Raw genomic sequence first — 15,973 nt, 5'->3', positions numbered from 1 at the left:
ATATACGTCAAAAGGCACCTTTCTTCAGTGTAATGGTGGTTGAGATGCATTTTCAGGATCTTGGACGAGGTCACGCGACAGATATTGTGCCTGATATGTCAAAAAGACACTGTCATCTTGTCACCTTCCTGTCTTTTCAAGGTGTTATCAAGAAGCCTCCATGCGCTCATCCTGCTGCAAGAGTCGCCGTACAAGCGGAAGTGTAATCGGGCGTTGTTCTGCCAATGATATTCGGTCTGCATTCTGTACCAAGGTCCGTGCGGCTTCAAAGCTGCGTTCCATATGGCGGACCAGATAATCCAGGACATCGGTGCCAATGCGCAGTTGCCGGTCCGAGAACATCTTGATCAGGACGGCAGCCATTGCGGTGTCATCCGGGTCGCTGATGCATGCTGTCGGGGCCGTATTCAGGCGTGAACGCAGGTCGGGCAGTGTCAGGCCCCACACGGACGGTGGAGCGGACGCCGTTAAAAGCAGAGAGCAGCCTGCTTCGCGGGCGCTGTTGAAAAGGTGAAAAAAGGAAACCTGATCAAGCCCGGCATCCGCGTCATCAATGACCAAGGCGCGATGCCCTGCAAGGAGTGCGGGCGGGTCCAGAACCAGATTGGCTTTTCCCTGAACGACGGGGGCATCCGCGCAGGCAGAGAACACATGGGCCAAGTGACTTTTACCGCATCCGCCCGGACCATACAGGATTACGGCCACGGTTGGCCAGTCTGGCCAGCGATCAATCCAAGCAACGGCCTCGGCATTATGAGAGGAAACCAGAAAATCCTCCCGCCCCAGGGCAGGGCGGTGTTCAAGTGGCAGGGGCAATTGCTGCATGATCTGGGCAGGTCCTTTGACGGTATCGGGGGAGTAGCCCCCCGTCATGTCGGCTTGTGGCCGTGATAAAGGTGGCTGTTACGGTAACGACGCAGGGAAAAGCGTACCAGAACCCCCAGAACGGCGGCAACCGGCACGGCCATAAGAATGCCGACGAAGCCGAACAGGGTTCCCCCGGACAGCAGCGCAAAAATCATCCACACGGGATGAAGGCCAACGCGGTTGCCGACAAGCCAAGGAGAGAGAAAATTCCCTTCCAGGAATTGCCCCAGGGCAAAGACAGCAGCCGTCAGGGCGATGTGCAACGTATCGGAAAACTGGGCAAAGGCCAGGCCCATGGATATGACAAAGCCAAGAATGGTGCCGACATAGGGCACAAAAGAGATCAGCCCTGCACCCAACCCGACCAGAAGCCCCAGATCAAGGCCCACTAGGCTGAGCCCCACTGCATAGAAGGTGCCCAGCGACACGCACACAATAGCCTGTCCACGGACAAAGCCGGCCAGCACTGTATCGGATTCCCGTGCCAGTTCCACAATGGTTCCGGCGTGTTGTCGCGGCAAGAGGTCATGAATTCTGGTCACAATGGCGTCCCAGTCGCGCAGCAGGTAAAAGGCCACTACGGGCGCAATCACCACCAAGGACAGGACATTGATCAGGGCGGCTCCACCGGAAAGAAGGCTCCGTACCAGATCAAAAATCCAGGACAGGACATTGCTGAACATCCCTGATGCGCCGTCGGTCAATTTCTGGACCTGGGATTTGGGCAAGAATTCTGCGGCTTGGCTCACCAAGGGTTCCAGCCGCTTTGCAATAGCTTGGGCGTAGGCTGGAATGCGATGGACAAAGCCCACGATCTCTGCCTGAAGGGCGGGCACAAGAATCAGGAGTACGCCGATGACAACCATCAGGAATAAAAATGTAATCAGAATGGTTGCAACCAGGCGCGACAGGCCATGACGTTCCAGCCAGTCTGCGACGGGGTCAAGGAAATAGGCCACGGCGGCCCCTGCCACAAAGGGCAGGAGCGCGGTTCTCAAGACATAAACCGACAGCAGAGCCAGAAGCACCATCGACACCCAGAACACCCACGTTCGTGAGGGTGGTGAGGGGGGGTATGGGGCGCCGGGAAGCGGAGAGGGTGATGCAGTCATCGAGGCTCGGTATTTATCGTGTGCCAGTGCCCACCATAACCGGGGGCTCACCTTCTTTCCAGATCCGTCTTCATGCACGTGTCTTCGTGGCTGCCCAGTTGTTATTCGGGATACTGGCTATTGTATGGCACGGGCGTGAGTGATGACGGGGGTGCCTGTGTATGGGTTGCCGGGTGAATGACCCATTGCTCCCCTTCCAAGGTCATTTGCAAACCATCGGCAGACAGGGAGGATGACAGACGTTCGGCGTCACCATAAATCGTTGCAGAAACAAGGGCCTCTGTACGGGTCAGGGCATCAAGGGTCCAGGACTGGATATTTCGGTTTTTGTCCAGGGCCTTGCGCACAGCCAGCCAGTTTTCTAGTCCGGCAGGAATATGAACCCTCAGGTTCAGTGTTTGCGTCTCTCCTGTGGCGATCTTGCTGTATTCGTCGTGCCAGCTGCGTTCCAGCCAGGCAACGGTGCGGGTTACGGCCTCGTTCAGGGCTGCTTCCAAGGACAGACTATTCAGGACCGGAACCGTATCGTGGAACGTTGCATCCCGGTCCTGTCCACGGGTGGCACGGATCCGTATTTCTGTCGGAAGACCACTGGAGCGATCAAGGGACAGGGCCTCGGCATGAGCGATCAACGCATCTTCAGCCTGATACCGCTGCGTAATGGTATCAAGGGCCATCGGGTCCATGGCTGAGGCGCGTGCAGCATCGATGGCAGTCACGTCTTCCAGATCCCCCAAGGGAACATCCAGGGGAACCAAGCCGGCTTTCGGACGGTTGTCCCACGCTGCTTTCCATGGATTCGGATCGTCCCACAACCGGGATGGAGTACCTGGGGACGGTGTCCAGACGGGCAGAACGACAAGGGACTGGGCCGGTACATCAACCGCCGTAAAGCCAGCCTTGCGCAAAAGGTCACGCACCCCGTCCGGGAAAAATGTGAAGGCGGCTTTTCCGATGTAACGGACGTTGGATGTCTTTTCTTCCAGAATGGCAACACCCAGAACCAGCTCGTTCATGGCTGCGGGGTCCGGTACGGGAACACGGTCTGCCGGTGCGCCCAGACGGGTCACAAGAATACGGAAGGCATCGCGCTGTCCATTGGTCAAGGCCTCTTCACGGGCCTGGACGGCATTCGGGGCCGAAGCATCCACAGCAACATCGCTGACGGTATAGACGGACAGCATCGCCCCGGGAATATCGGCGGCCGTTACCGGAAACGGTACGAAAACAGCCATCCCGAGCAAGGTCAGGCGTACTGCCTTTTTTCCAGCCATTGCATTAGCTGCCCGTTGCAGTATCTTGCGCATCCGGTCCATCCATTTGACAGTGAACCTCTGTGAGGCCGCCATTACTACTCCTTCCGAACCCAAAGGGCTAAGTTACAGGGATGCCGGCGTTGACATTGACGCCGGAAACGCCCTTGTGCAAGCCATCAAACCCCTTGCCCGTTCAACAGCACGTCCCGGAGCGGATTCGGCCCTGGGCGGCTTCGGGGGTCTTTTTGACCTTCGGGCCGCCGGCTTTCAGGATCCGGTCCTGTGTGCTGCAAACGACGGCGTTGGTACCAAACTGAAAATCGCCATCGATGCCGACTGTCACGATACGGTTGGTATTGACCTTGTTGCGATGTGTGTCAACGATCTGGTTGTGCAGGGGGCCGAACCCCTGTTCTTTCTGGACTACTTTGCTACCGGATCCCTGGATGTGGAGCGTGCCCGCACCATTATTGCCGGGATCAGCGAAGGATGTCGTCAGGCCGGTTGTGCCCTGATTGGCGGGGAAACCGCTGAAATGCCGGGTCTGTATACCGGCAAGGATTACGACCTGGCCGGTTTTGCCGTTGGTGCAGCCGAACGGGGGTCCTTGATTGACGGATCTGGATGCCAGGCCGGGGATGTGATCATCGGGCTGGCATCTACCGGTGTGCATTCCAACGGCTATTCCTTGGTGCGCCGTATTGTTGAAAGAACGGGGCTTGGCTGGGATGCTCCAGCCCCCTTCGCGCCAGAAATGTCGCTGGGGCGGGCGCTTCTGGTTCCGACACGGATATACGTGAAAAGTTGCCTGGCCGCGGTGCGGGCCGGGTATGCCAAGGCATTGGCCCATATTACCGGTGGCGGTTTTACCGAGAATATTCCCCGCGTCCTGCCCGGCCATCTGGCGGCATCGCTGGATATGGCGGCTGTTCCCTTGCCTCCTGTATTCCAGTGGTTATCCCGCGAGGGTGGGGTGACAGCGCGGGAGATGGCGCGGACGTTCAACTGCGGTCTGGGCATGATCCTGGTGGTGTCGCCGGACCATGTCGGAGAGGCCCTGGGCCTGTTGCAGTCTTTTGGTGAGCAGGCCCGTGTTGTTGGTGCCTTGGTTGAACGTGCCCCGGGAGGGGAGGCGGTTCTGATGGAGGGGCTGGAAAAGGCATGGGAGCCATGACAGCAGCTGCATCATCCCGTGCCAGGGTCGGGGTGCTGGTGTCCGGCCGGGGATCCAATCTTCAGGTCTTGCTTGATGCGGCGGACAGGCCGGATTTTCCGGCCTCTGTTGTTCGCGTCGTATCCAATGTTCCCGATGTCTATGCACTGGATCGTGCCCGGACGGCTGGTGTTCCCATAACGGTTATCCCGCATCAAACTTTTCCTTCACGGGAAGACTTTGATGCCGCCCTAGATGCCTGCCTGCGGGAGTCTGACGTGGAGTTTGTGTGCCTTGCCGGCTTTATGAGGGTTCTGTCCGCCGGTTTCATTCGTGGCTGGCAGGACCGGATCATCAATATCCATCCATCCTTGCTGCCATCTTTCAAGGGATTGCACACACACCGGCAGGCTCTTGAGGCCGGGGTCCGTGTGCACGGGTGTACGGTTCACATTGTACGCCCGGCCCTTGATGACGGGCCAATCCTGATGCAGGCAGCCGTTCCTGTTCTGTCAGGGGATACCCCGGATACACTGGCTGCCCGTGTTCTGGAACAGGAACACAGGATTTATCCGGAGGCCCTGCGTCGGTTGGTCCTGGGTAGGTTTGTGATCGATGGCACCAAGGCCCAACCCGTTGCGGTTGATACCGCAGAAGGATCCGTACAAGCCTTGGTCAGTCCACCGCTGTTGTAACAGGGCGTTGCGCTTCCCGTGATGTTGGTTCTGCCTGTAGTGGCCGGTACCAGCTCTCCGGGAAGCCGGCCTGCGTGCGAGCCTCCACGTTAAAAGGTGGTTTCAGGCCCCCGGGGTACAGGGTCTGAATATGGGTGGCAAACAGCGCGGCGGGGTCCTGGTTGTCGCGCTGGGCCAGGTAGGTCAGCCACCGCACACCGCTATGGACGTGGCGTATTTCATCCTCGAAGATCACATGCAGCATATCGGCCAGGTCATGCTCTCCTTGCGCCCGCAAGCGATTTTCTGTTGCGGGTGTGGTATCCAGTCCGCGTGCTTCCAGTGTCATGGGGACAAGGGTCAGGCGCGCGGACAGTGACCCTGTTGTTTTCTCGGCGGCTTGCCACAGCCCGTCATGGGCCGGCAGGGCACCGTAGAAGGAGTCGTGCCGACGCAGTGCCCCTTCCAGCATCATGAAGTGTCCGGCTTCGTCATCAGCAACCCGGATCCAGTCCGTGTAAAAGGCGACGGGCATTCTTTCATCATTGAAGCGGGCGACAATGTCCCAGGCCAGATCAACAGCATTCAGTTCGATATGGGCCAAGGCATGGATCAGGCCAATGCGCCCCTTTCCCGGTCCTGTTGACCGCTTTGGCATATCCCGGGGTGGCAGAAGGGCGGGATGCTCCGGTCGTGCCGGCCTGTCCGGTGGCAGGGTTTGCCCTGCCGGTGGCAGCCCGGTTCGTTCCCACAGCAGGCAAAGCCGCCGTGTCAGTAGACATTTACGGGCAGGGTCTGCTGTTGTCAGAACCGTATGGGCAGCGTCGGAGATGGTGGCAAACACAGTACAGCATTCCTGTTGTCCAGAGTATCCGGGCAGGGGTATCGCAGCCCCGGTTCTGGGTCAATGGTCTGTTCGGGATAAAACCAGATGACAGGTTTGCCCTTATCTGTTCAGGTACTTTTCCTTCTGGGGGCGCGTGGCCCCTTTTCTTCACAAGACTTTTCAGGCAGGGAATGCAGACGTGGCGGGTACAGTGATGGGGGTACGGGAATGGGGCTTGCTTGTTCTTTTGTCGGTTCTTTGGGGGGGTGCTTTTTTCTTTGTTGGTGTTGCCGTCCCTGAGATCCCGCCCTTTACGTTGGTTGCCCTGCGTGTTTTTTGTGCCCTGCCATTTCTGTGGGGCCTGTTGATGATCCGGGGTCAATTTTTCCTGATCGGGTCTGCGCCCTTTTTCGCTTTTGTTGCCATGGGTTTGCTGAACAACGCGATTCCACAGGTCCTGATTGCCTGGGCCCAGGGCACGGTTTCAGCCGGTGTGGCTTCAATCCTGAATGCAACAACGCCTTTGTTTACCGTTTTGTTGGCCCACGTCCTGATCCGCGATGAGAGGATGACACCGGGCAAATGCCTTGGTGTGGTGCTGGGATTTGGTGGTGTGGTGGTGATGACAGGTCTGGATGCCCTTGATGGCATCGGTCTGTCTGTTCTGGCCCAAGGTGCGGTGCTGGTGGCCAGCCTGTCGTATGCCATGGCGGCGATTTATGGGCGTTACCTTGCGCAGCAGGACGGCGTATCCCCCTTGATTGTTACTGTGGGAAGCATTAGCGGGGCAGCCTTGGTTCTGGTGCCCCTTGCCCTGGTTCTGGAAACGCCGTGGACCTTGCCTGTACCCGGCATCCCGGCATGGGGTGCGGTTCTTGGGCTTGCTGTTCTGTCAACGGTCTGTGCCTACCTGCTGTTTTATAACCTGCTGGATCGTGTCGGGGCGTCCAATGCGTCCCTTGTTACCTTCCTGATTCCGGTCAGTGCCGTTGTTCTGGGATTCCTGTTCCTGGAAGAGCAGCTGGAACCCCGCCATGGCGCAGGCATGGCCCTTATTGCGCTGGGCCTTGCCGTACTTGACGGGCGTCTGATCCGGGGACGGCGTCCTTCCCCGCTTCAGGGAGAAGGTGCCGGTTGAGGTTCGGCCTCGTTCGCTGTACTGCCCTGTCCCAGATTGAACAGCCGGCGAAGAAAGCCCGGGGCAAGGGCGCTGAGGGGGTTGACAGAAATCGACGGTTCACTGGTTGTGCCGCGTATGGCGTAGTTGGCCCCAATCAGACCGCCGTCTTTTTCAAAACCAGTCAGGACCTGCCCGATCAGGGGGATTTTGCCGACCAGGCTGTTCAGGGCATAGGCCGGTATGATGGAGCCGGCTACGTCGATCTGACCTTCAGAAAACCACACAGTTCCGCGCCCTGTCATGCCAAGTGATGCCCCGTGGGTCCGGAAGTCATTCAGGGTCAGCCTGTTGCGGTCGCTGTCGTATACGAAGGGAGCTTCCAGGGATTCGAAGGCGATGCCTTCCCCTCGCAAGGTATCCAGAATCCCGGTCAGGGCGGCAACGGACAGGATCCGTGCCAGGAGTGGAGCATCCACCAGCCGGTATTGACCGACCGTCGCGGTGCCCCGGGCCACACCATGACGACTCAGGGTTCCGTTGACCTGAAGCTCTCCGCCCCGCATTGTTGTGATAATACCCAGCGCACGGGCCAGTGCACCGGCATCCGATGTGCGCAGGGTCATATTTCTTCCATTCTGTTCCCCTGAGGAGGTAATTCGGAATTCCGCCGGTTTTCCTTCATCAACACGGGCTGTGGCCTGTACGCTTTCGAAGCGACCATTACGACGTGCCGCAGATACTTTCAGGTCTTCCAGTCCCCCATGCTCGGACATCAAGACCTTTGTAAAATCCAGGTGTGTGACCGTCAGCGGGGTTGTCGGTATACCGTCCGGCAGGGGTGCATCATCGGCCATGCTGGATGTTCTGTCCGGCTCCTTTTTACTGTTGCCTTCGCTGTTATCTTGGCTCGAGAACAGGGGAGACAGGTCCAGGGTTGACCCAGTGACCGTAACATTCAGACCGTCGCTGTCCTTGGCTGGTCTGATCCGGACTTTTGCGTCCGTGCCGTTGATCCGCACCGTATCCAGGCGCAGGTCTGCCAGTGTGCTGTTGCGTCCGACATTCAGGGACCCACGTATTGTCAGGTCCGAGGCAACGCTGGCTGAAAACGATGGCACCTCCGTCACATTCTGTCCGCGCAGCAGCAACGTTGCCTTGGCATGTCCGGGCTTTCCGGTTGGCTTGACCCATCCGAGTTCGGGTATTGCGGCATGGGCTGCGGTCAGGTCAGCGTCCACGTTCAGGGTGGCATGGCCGTCGCTTTGGGTTGTCATGTCGGCCTTTGCGGTAATGGGTCCTTCGATCCATTCTCCGTCAAAGGGCGTAAAGGTCAGGCCGACAACGGGTCTTTTGTCCTGCGCGATGGTGGCATCAACCAGGTAACGGCTGGCAAAGGGGGTGCCGGAGAAGTTCTCTGTCCACGTGAAACGAGCGGGAATTCCGCCTATCTCTCCCTCTCCCTTTGCCTCAAGGTTTTGTGTTGTCACCGCCATGGTGATCCGGGTCTTTTCCAGGTTCTGGTTGAAGACCAGATTGGCAATCGATACGTCCTTTGCCTGCACGTTGGCATGGACAGACAACTGGTCCAGGGGAAGGTCGCTGAGCAGGGGAAATAATAGCTTCAGCTCTGTTTCCACATGGCCGGCTGTTTTGTCCGGTACAATGCCGATTTTGCGGGCATAGCCCAGCGGTTTGTTGTCGATCAGTGCCAAGGCTTCAGGCAAGGGACCGGTTATGGACAGATTGACGGCAGCGGTGTTGTCATCCTGGTCCAGCTTTTCCAGTGCGATCGTTCCGCCGGTGACCTTGAGCGCGCCGGAGTGCCCACTTTCAACCATAATACCGACAGTATCCCCTGTGAAAGAAATGGCGGCGTGTGTGTCGGATACCGGGGGCATGGGGCGCAGGTAGTGGACGGTGACCCCTTCAGCCTGTGCCGTGCCGGAAAGAGCCTTGAGTGTGATGGTATTGTGTTCATCAGCACCCAGGTCGAATGTCCATGATCCGTTGCGTACGATTCCATCCTCCAGGTTCTCCGTAATCCATGTTCTTGGATTGACCGCAAGTGCAGCGGGCCACAGGTCGCGGAGCCGGTTGACCGGAAGCGTATCGACAGAGACGGTCACTTGCCCTGAGGAAGACGTGGTCCCTCCTGTCCCGGGCTGAAGGTGGCCTTGGGCTGTGACGGTGGTTCCATCCAGATCCAGTATCAGGGTTTCCAGCTGAATCTCCTGCAGGTCTGCTGTTGTCTTCAGTCCTATTTCCAGGGATTTGACCGGGATATCACCTTCTATCGGTTCGGGGAGGTGAAGAACGCCTGATTTTCCGGTGATATGAGCGGCCCCTGAGACAAGAGTTGTCTGCTCTCCCAAGGCAAGGCGTGCGTCCACGGTGCCACTTAGCGGGATATCCAGGCCGGCCAGCGGGGACAGCGCTCCGGACAGGTTGGACAGGATGGACGGACGCAGGTCCCGTGTTTCCAGCCTGACTTCCAGATGCCGGGATCGGGCGCTATAGGAGCCTGTTAGATCCAGATGTGTCGTGTCTTGTGATGTGGCCAGTTCTAGGTCGGCATCAAAATCCAGCTGACCACGGGCGCGGGTCATGTCAGCAGATGCCTGGGGAATATGCCATGTCATTCCGGCTATTCTGTCGATAACCACCATGCTGGCATCGCTGATCTGTAACAGTGACAGATGCGACAGGACAACGCTGCCTGGTGTGCCATCGGGTGAACTATGGTTGGTCAGGGACGCCAGAATCCCCTGTACAAAGTTGGTTGTTGTTTCTGTTGCCGTGCTGTCGGGTTCTGTGTGTCCTTGTTCTTCCGGCAAGGGCAACGGATTATCCGGCAGATCTGACATGCCCAAGCGTATCTGGCCATTCTTGTCCCGGATCATCAGGATGCTGGGATTGATGATCCGGATCATCCTTGGGTAAATGCGGCCTTGCAGAAGCCACCATGGCTCGACGGTAATACCCAATCCGGGGAAGCGTGCGACAAGCCTCCCCTGGTTATCCCTTACGCGTGTTCCCTGAAGGCGTAATCCGACAGAGCCAAGCCCGTGATCCCAGCGCAGTTCGGTATGCTCAATGGAAACCCGTACATTTGCTTGTGGATCGGACAGGGCATCTTCCAGGTAAGGTGTCAGGGCATCGAGCGCTACAGGCCCTTGGTCCAGTCGCCACGTCAGGGCACCGGTTGCCAGCAGGATGGCAAACAGTATACCCGCCAGAATACGCAAAAATTGACTTACGCCCTTTTGAATCACAACAACCCCGATTTTTGTCATCATGCCGGCAATAACCCCGTGACAGAGGTCAGCCTTGACCGTTTGTTCCGGCTCCCGCAGTCTGCGGTAAAACAGACTGAATTGGAATGCCTGACGTGCCTGTTCCCCTGTTTATCCGCAAGCCTGAATCCGCCCCTTTGCCAGCCCTGCTGGAGTGGGGTGACTGGTCGGCCTTGCCACTTCCCTTTGACCGCTTGAAAGTCGCCGTGGCGATGGAACACTGGCAGGACGTGGTGGCGCGTTTTGTGGATTCTTGTACAGAGCAGGCGGTTCCTGTACCTGATATGGTATCCGGTCATCCTGATGTCCAGAGGGTTCTGGAAAGTTGTTTTGGCAACAGTCCGTTTCTGACCGCCTGCCTTTTGCAGGAGCCGGCTTTTTTCTTTTCCCTGTTCTCGCGCGGCCCCGATGCTGAAATAACGGTGTTGTTGCATACCCTGAGGCAGGAGCTGGTACAGCCCGTAACCACGCCTGAACTGATGAAGGCCTTGCGCGTGGCCAAGCGGCGGATGTCCATGCTGGCTGGCCTTGCGGATATGGTCGGTGTCTGGGATTCCATTCGGGTCAGTGCGGCATTGTCCGATTTTGCGGACATGGCCTTGCGACTGTGTGTGGCGGCCTTGTTGCGTGCAGCGCAGAACACGGGACAGATTGATCTTCCTCATGCCGACGATCCCCAGAAGGACTGTGGCTACATGATCCTGGCGCTGGGTAAGCTGGGCGCTTTCGAGCTGAACTACTCCTCTGATATTGACTTGGTTGTCCTCTACGACGAGGAGAAAATCCGGTACCGGGGGCGCAAGTCTCCATCAGAATTCTATGTCCGTCTGACCCGTGATCTGATGCGTCTTCTGGAAGAGCGCACGGCCGACGGGTATGTCTTCCGTACGGATTTGCGCCTGCGTCCGGATCCGGGATCGACAGCCTTGGCGTTGTCGGTGCAGGCTGCAGAAATTTACTATGAAAGCTTTGGTCAGAACTGGGAACGGGCGGCGATGATCAAGGCGCGTCCGGTTGCTGGTGACATTGTGCGTGGGCGTGAATTTCTGTCCGGCCTGCGTCCGTTTGTGTGGCGCAAATCACTGGATTTCAATGCAATACAGGATATTCACTCCATCAAGCGTCAGATCCATGCCCACAAGGGAGGAGGGCATGTCGCTGTGGCCGGTCACAATATCAAGCTCGGTCGTGGGGGTATCCGGGAGATCGAGTTTTTTGCCCAGACCCAGCAGCTGATCTGGGGCGGGCGTGTACCGGGATTGCGCCTTTCCCGAACCCTTGACGCCCTTGATGCCCTTGCGGATGCCGGGCGGATTACCGGCACTGTGCGTGATGACCTGAGCCGATGCTATCAGTTTCTCAGGACGGTGGAGCACCGGTTGCAGATGATTGATGACGCCCGGACACAGACCCTGCCCCTGGATCCGGAGCGCCGGGCGCATCTGTCTTGTTTCCTCGGGTGGCCGGACCTGGCATCGTTTGACCAGGCCATACAGGCCGTTCTGTGTACGGTTGAAACCCACTATGCAGCACTTTTTGGTGATGCTCCCGGTCTTGGGACCGAGACCCCGGACGGGCAGGGAGGAAGCCTGGTTTTTACCGGCCATGAAGATGATCCGGAAACTCTGCAGACCCTTTCGGGGTTGGGCTATACCAATCCCCGTGCCATTGCTGCAATGATCCGTGCCTGGCATCATGGCCGCTATCGGGTGACCCGCTCTACCCGGGCGCGCGAGGTCTTGACCGAGCTGGTGCCAACTTTGTTGCGGGCGCTGGGCAGGACGTTCCGCCCTGATGAAGCCTTTTACCGTTTTGACGAGTTTCTGCGGGGTCTGCCGGCCGGCATACAGATCTTCTCGCTTCTGTATGACAATGACCGGCTGCTGGATCTGCTGGCCGATATCATGGGGGATGCACCGCGTCTTGCGGGTATCCTGGCCCGTCGCCCCGGGTTGTTTGATGCGGTTATGGCCCGGGATTTTCTGGCTCCGCTGCCTGACCGGGATGCCCTGGGGGCTGATCTTGACCGGATTCTTGCCGGAACATCGGCGTTCGAGGATGTGCTGGACCTGTGCCGGATCTGGGTCAACGGGCGGAAGTTTCAGGTTGGGGTGCAGGTGCTGCGTCACATGGTTGCTCCCCGTCCGGCGGGCGAGGCCCTGACGGCTGTTGCCGATGTGGTGCTTGATCGCCTCCTGCGTGAAACAGAACGCGAATTTTCCCTTCGTCACGGGCGTGTCCCGGGTGGGTCCCTGGTGGTTCTGGCTCTGGGGAAGATGGGCGGGCGGGAAATGACCGTGACCTCTGATCTTGATCTGACCCTCATTTATGATTTTCCGGCAGACTGTGAAACGTCGGATGGCCCGGTTCCTTTGGCGGCCAGCACCTGGTTCATCCGTCTGACCCAGCGGTTTGTCAATGCGGTTACGGCCATGACCCCTGCAGGTATTCTCTACGAGGTGGACATGCGCCTTCGTCCGTCAGGATCAAAGGGACCGCTGGCAGTCAGTCTGGATGCCTTTGTCCGGTATAACGCTGAGTCGGCATGGACGTGGGAGCGCATGGCCCAGACCCGGGCCCGGGTTGTGTGTGGAGACCCCGCCTTGGCCCGGCGGGTTTCCCTGGCTCTTGTGCAGTCTCTTGGCATGCCTCCTGATCCGGGTGCGTTGCTGCTGGATGTGGCGGATATGCGGGTCCGTATGGCCCGTGAACGCCGTGCCGCCAACATGTTTGATGTCAAATTGTGGCGCGGTGGATTGGTGGATATCGAATTTATCGTGCAGTATCTTCTGCTTCGGCATGCCAATGCGCAGCCAGCCGTTCTGGATACCAACATCGCCGGTGCCATCGATCGTCTGCGGGATGCGGGTTTCCTTGAATCCCCTGATGCGGACCTGTTGCAGGAGGCTCAGGAACTCTGGCTTGGACTACAGGGTATTTTGCGCTATTCCATCGACGGCGTTTTCCGGGAGCAGGAGGCGCCACCCGGTTTGTGTGCGCGTTTGGCCCATTTAGCCGGGGAGCCTGATTTCCCGCATCTGAAGGAACGCATGGACCATGTGTACAGGCAGGTATCAGCCCTTTTTGCACGCCTGATTGAACATCCGGCGGACCAAGCCCGCCGGGCTTCTGGTTCTGCTCCGGTACAAGGAGAATCGAAACCATGAACATGATGACAGGCCAGCCGGCTCCCGCGTTCGACCTTCCCGCCAGCGGTGGGGGACGCGTGTCACTGGCCGCGCTGCAGGACAGGATTGTTGTTCTCTATTTCTATCCAAAAGACCTGACGTCGGGGTGTACAACCGAGGCTGAGAACTTCCGTGACCTGCACGATGATTTCCTGGCTGCCGGCGCTGTGGTTCTTGGCGTATCCAGGGATTCCGTGCGCAAGCATGACCAGTTTGTGGAAAAGCACAGCCTTCCGTTCCCCCTGCTGTCTGATGAAGAGACCGGCAGCCTGTGCGAGGCCTATGGGGTTTGGGTCGAGAAGAGCATGTATGGCCGTAAGTATATGGGTATTGATCGCTCCACATTCCTGATTGCGCCGGGTGGAGAAATCGTGCGGGAGTGGCGGAAGGTCAAGATTCCCGGCCATGTTGCTGAAGTTCTGGAGGCCGTCCGGCAGATATCGGCCTGATGGTTTTGTGCGCTTCTGCTTGACAATTTGCCCCGAACCGTGTGCTTTTCGCCGGTTCGGGGCCGCATTGCTGTGTGGTTTGCCCGATCCGGCTGTTTCCATGAACCAAGAGGTATCTTCCATGCACGCGTACCGTACCCATACCTGTGGCGATCTCCGCAAGGAGCATGTGGGCCAGCAGGTGCGGCTGTCCGGTTGGGTTCACCGCAAGCGTGACCACGGCAACCTGCTGTTTGTCGACCTGCGTGACCATTACGGAATCACCCAGTGCGTGACCGATGTATCTTCGGAGATTTTCCGGGTTCTTGAAACCCTGCGGCCGGAAAGCGTGGTGACGGTGACCGGGGATGTGGTGGCTCGTTCAGTCGAAACAGTCAATGCCCGTCTGACCACAGGTGAAGTAGAGCTGCGGGTCCGCGATATTGCCGTACAGTCCCGGGCCGAGGTACTGCCGATGCAGGTCGCCGGTACCGAAGATTTTGGCGAGGATACCCGCCTGCGCTATCGCTACCTTGATCTGCGGCGCGAGAAAGTCCATGCCAACATGCTGTTGCGTTCGCAGGTGATTGCCTGGTTGCGTCAGCGTATGACGGCTGATGGTTTCAACGAGTTCCAGACCCCGATCCTGACGGCCTCCAGCCCCGAGGGGGCCCGTGATTTCCTGGTTCCCAGCCGTCTGAATCCGGGTCGATTCTATGCGTTGCCCCAGGCCCCGCAGCAGTTCAAGCAGCTGTTGATGGTCGCTGGCTTTGATCGCTATTTCCAGATTGCGCCCTGCTTCCGTGACGAAGACAGCCGTGCTGACCGTTCGCCGGGTGAGTTTTACCAGCTTGATTTTGAAATGAGCTTTGTCACCCAAGAGGATGTGTTCAACGCCATCGAGCCGGTCCTGCATGACCTGTTTGTGTCGTTCTCTGGTGGCAAAGCGGTTTCGCCCATGCCGTTCGAGCGTATCCCCTATGATACCGCCATGTTGAAGTACGGGTCGGACAAGCCGGATCTTCGGAACCCGCTGCTGATTACCGATGTGACCGATGCCTTCCGCGATTCCGGTTTCGGGATTTTTGCCCGTGGCGTTGCAGCTGGTAGCGTGGTCCGTGCCATTCCGGCTCCCGGTGCAGCCGCCCGTCCGCGGGGCTGGTATGATAAGCTGAATGAATGGGCCCGTGAGGAAGGGCAGGGTGGCCTTGGCTATGTCCAGTTTGCCGCCGATGGCCCGAAAGGCCCGATTGCCAAGAACCTGGAAGCCGATCGCCTGCAGTCCATCAAGGATGCCTGTGGCCTTCAGGATGGTGATTCGGTGTTCTTTGTCTGCGACAAGACACTGGGTGCTGCCAAGTTTGCCGGCAAGGTGCGGGAACGGGTCTGTGATGACCTGTCGCTGCGCGAACAGGGCGTTTTCCGGTTCTGCTGGACGGTTGACTTCCCGATGTACGAGCGCAACGAAGATACCGGCCAGATCGAATTCAGCCACAACCCGTTCTCCATGCCCCAGGGCGGCATGAACGCTCTGGAGACCATGGATCCGCTGGATATCAAGGCATTTCAGTATGACATCGTTTGCAACGGGATAGAGCTGTCTTCCGGTGCCATCCGTAACCACCTGCCGGATATTATGTACAAGGCCTTTGCGATTGCCGGTTATGGCCCTGATGTGGTCGAAGAGAAGTTTGGCGGCATGTTGAATGCCTTCAAGTTCGGGGCGCCTCCGCATGGTGGTGCGGCGCCGGGTATTGACCGTATGGTGATGCTGCTGGCCGACGAGCCCAATATCCGCGAGGTTATCCTGTTCCCGATGAACGGTCAGGCTCAGGATCTTTTGATGCAGGCGCCTTCAGAGGTCACCGAGAAGCAGCTGCGCGAGCTTCATATTCGTCTCCAGCTGCCGAAAAAGATCGAGGTCCAGAAGGGCGGAACAGCCCCGGCCAGTGCTGCTGGTGCATAGAGTTCTTCCCCTGCCTTGATCCTTATGTGTCCGAGCCTCCCCGGGTTATACATGCCCCGGGGAGGCTTGCGTTTATGCAACACTCCCAGG

11 protein-coding genes are annotated in these 15,973 nt (G+C 58.3%); 6 read left to right on the top strand and 5 right to left on the bottom strand.

What is annotated here, in order from left to right; genetic code table 11:
- Window positions 1-147: 147 nt before the first annotated feature.
- Genes HEQ60_RS02520 through HEQ60_RS02510 form a run of 3 tightly spaced genes read right to left on the bottom strand, consistent with a single transcriptional unit; the run spans window position 148 to window position 3,286 of the window.
- Entirely contained in the window at window positions 148-825 is a 678-nt protein-coding gene (locus HEQ60_RS02520) for an HdaA/DnaA family protein (protein ID WP_168069208.1), read from the bottom strand.
- Between the two features lie 44 nt (window positions 826-869).
- Window positions 870-2,030 (bottom strand): AI-2E family transporter, encoded by a 1,161-nt coding sequence (locus tag HEQ60_RS02515; protein WP_322099278.1) that lies wholly within the window; start codon window positions 2,028-2,030, stop codon window positions 870-872.
- A 50-nt stretch (window positions 2,031-2,080) separates the two neighbouring features.
- Window positions 2,081-3,286, bottom strand: a complete 1,206-nt coding sequence (locus HEQ60_RS02510; protein ID WP_168069206.1) for a DUF2066 domain-containing protein — start codon at window positions 3,284-3,286, stop codon at window positions 2,081-2,083.
- A 40-nt stretch (window positions 3,287-3,326) separates the two neighbouring features.
- Here HEQ60_RS02510 and purM point away from each other — a divergent pair, with 40 nt between their 5' ends.
- Together purM and purN are read left to right on the top strand one after the other, a co-directional pair.
- Window positions 3,327-4,409 (top strand): phosphoribosylformylglycinamidine cyclo-ligase, encoded by a 1,083-nt coding sequence (gene purM, locus HEQ60_RS02505; RefSeq protein WP_168069625.1) that lies wholly within the window; start codon window positions 3,327-3,329, stop codon window positions 4,407-4,409.
- Window positions 4,397-5,083, top strand: coding sequence for a phosphoribosylglycinamide formyltransferase (gene purN / locus HEQ60_RS02500; protein ID WP_209315376.1), 687 nt, complete (start codon window positions 4,397-4,399; stop codon window positions 5,081-5,083). Before purM ends, purN begins: the two co-directional genes overlap by 13 nt.
- Here the strand turns inward: purN and HEQ60_RS02495 are convergent.
- Complete coding sequence (locus tag HEQ60_RS02495) at window positions 5,064-5,906, bottom strand: ferritin-like domain-containing protein (RefSeq protein ID WP_168069204.1); 843 nt, start codon at window positions 5,904-5,906, stop codon at window positions 5,064-5,066. The two genes, purN and HEQ60_RS02495, sit on opposite strands and share 20 nt — an antisense overlap.
- A 181-nt stretch (window positions 5,907-6,087) precedes the next feature.
- Here HEQ60_RS02495 and HEQ60_RS02490 point away from each other — a divergent pair, with 181 nt between their 5' ends.
- On the top strand, window positions 6,088-7,026 hold the full coding sequence (locus tag HEQ60_RS02490; RefSeq protein ID WP_322099277.1) for a DMT family transporter: 939 nt from the start codon (window positions 6,088-6,090) through the stop codon (window positions 7,024-7,026).
- Here HEQ60_RS02490 and HEQ60_RS02485 read toward each other — a convergent pair.
- Window positions 7,005-10,304, bottom strand: a complete 3,300-nt coding sequence (locus HEQ60_RS02485) for an AsmA-like C-terminal domain-containing protein (protein ID WP_168069202.1) — start codon at window positions 10,302-10,304, stop codon at window positions 7,005-7,007. The two genes, HEQ60_RS02490 and HEQ60_RS02485, sit on opposite strands and share 22 nt — an antisense overlap.
- 83 nt (window positions 10,305-10,387) lie before the next feature.
- Here HEQ60_RS02485 and HEQ60_RS02480 point away from each other — a divergent pair, with 83 nt between their 5' ends.
- The 3 genes from HEQ60_RS02480 to aspS all read left to right on the top strand — a co-directional run bounded on the left by HEQ60_RS02480 (window position 10,388) and on the right by aspS (window position 15,883).
- Window positions 10,388-13,468 carry a bifunctional [glutamine synthetase] adenylyltransferase/[glutamine synthetase]-adenylyl-L-tyrosine phosphorylase gene (locus tag HEQ60_RS02480; protein ID WP_245183724.1) on the top strand — a complete coding sequence of 1,027 codons (3,081 nt, stop codon included), beginning with the start codon at window positions 10,388-10,390 and terminating at the stop codon, window positions 13,466-13,468.
- Window positions 13,465-13,938 carry a peroxiredoxin gene (locus HEQ60_RS02475; RefSeq protein ID WP_168069200.1) on the top strand — a complete coding sequence of 158 codons (474 nt, stop codon included), beginning with the start codon at window positions 13,465-13,467 and terminating at the stop codon, window positions 13,936-13,938. Before HEQ60_RS02480 ends, HEQ60_RS02475 begins: the two co-directional genes overlap by 4 nt.
- A gap of 121 nt (window positions 13,939-14,059) precedes the next feature.
- Window positions 14,060-15,883, top strand: coding sequence for an aspartate--tRNA ligase (aspS, locus tag HEQ60_RS02470; protein WP_168069198.1), 1,824 nt, complete (start codon window positions 14,060-14,062; stop codon window positions 15,881-15,883).
- Window positions 15,884-15,973: the final 90 nt, after the last annotated feature.

Source organism: Haematospirillum sp. H1815, assembly GCF_012102705.1.
In the GTDB taxonomy this organism is placed as follows: domain Bacteria; phylum Pseudomonadota; class Alphaproteobacteria; order Rhodospirillales; family Rhodospirillaceae; genus Haematospirillum.
This window is presented reverse-complemented; position numbering and strand designations above follow the sequence as displayed.

Excerpts from the sequence above, each read along its gene's own strand:
- HEQ60_RS02520 (WP_168069208.1), bottom strand. The coding sequence starts at position 825 with ATGCAGCAATTGCCCCTGCCACTTGAACACCGCCCTGCCCTGGGGCGG.
- HEQ60_RS02510 (WP_168069206.1), bottom strand. The coding sequence starts at position 3,286 with ATGCGCAAGATACTGCAACGGGCAGCTAATGCAATGGCTGGAAAAAAG.
- purN (WP_209315376.1), top strand. The coding sequence starts at position 4,397 with ATGGGAGCCATGACAGCAGCTGCATCATCCCGTGCCAGGGTCGGGGTG.
- HEQ60_RS02485 (WP_168069202.1), bottom strand. The coding sequence starts at position 10,304 with ATGATGACAAAAATCGGGGTTGTTGTGATTCAAAAGGGCGTAAGTCAA.
- HEQ60_RS02480 (WP_245183724.1), top strand. The coding sequence starts at position 10,388 with ATGCCTGACGTGCCTGTTCCCCTGTTTATCCGCAAGCCTGAATCCGCC.
- HEQ60_RS02475 (WP_168069200.1), top strand. The coding sequence starts at position 13,465 with ATGAACATGATGACAGGCCAGCCGGCTCCCGCGTTCGACCTTCCCGCC.
- aspS (WP_168069198.1), top strand. The coding sequence starts at position 14,060 with ATGCACGCGTACCGTACCCATACCTGTGGCGATCTCCGCAAGGAGCAT.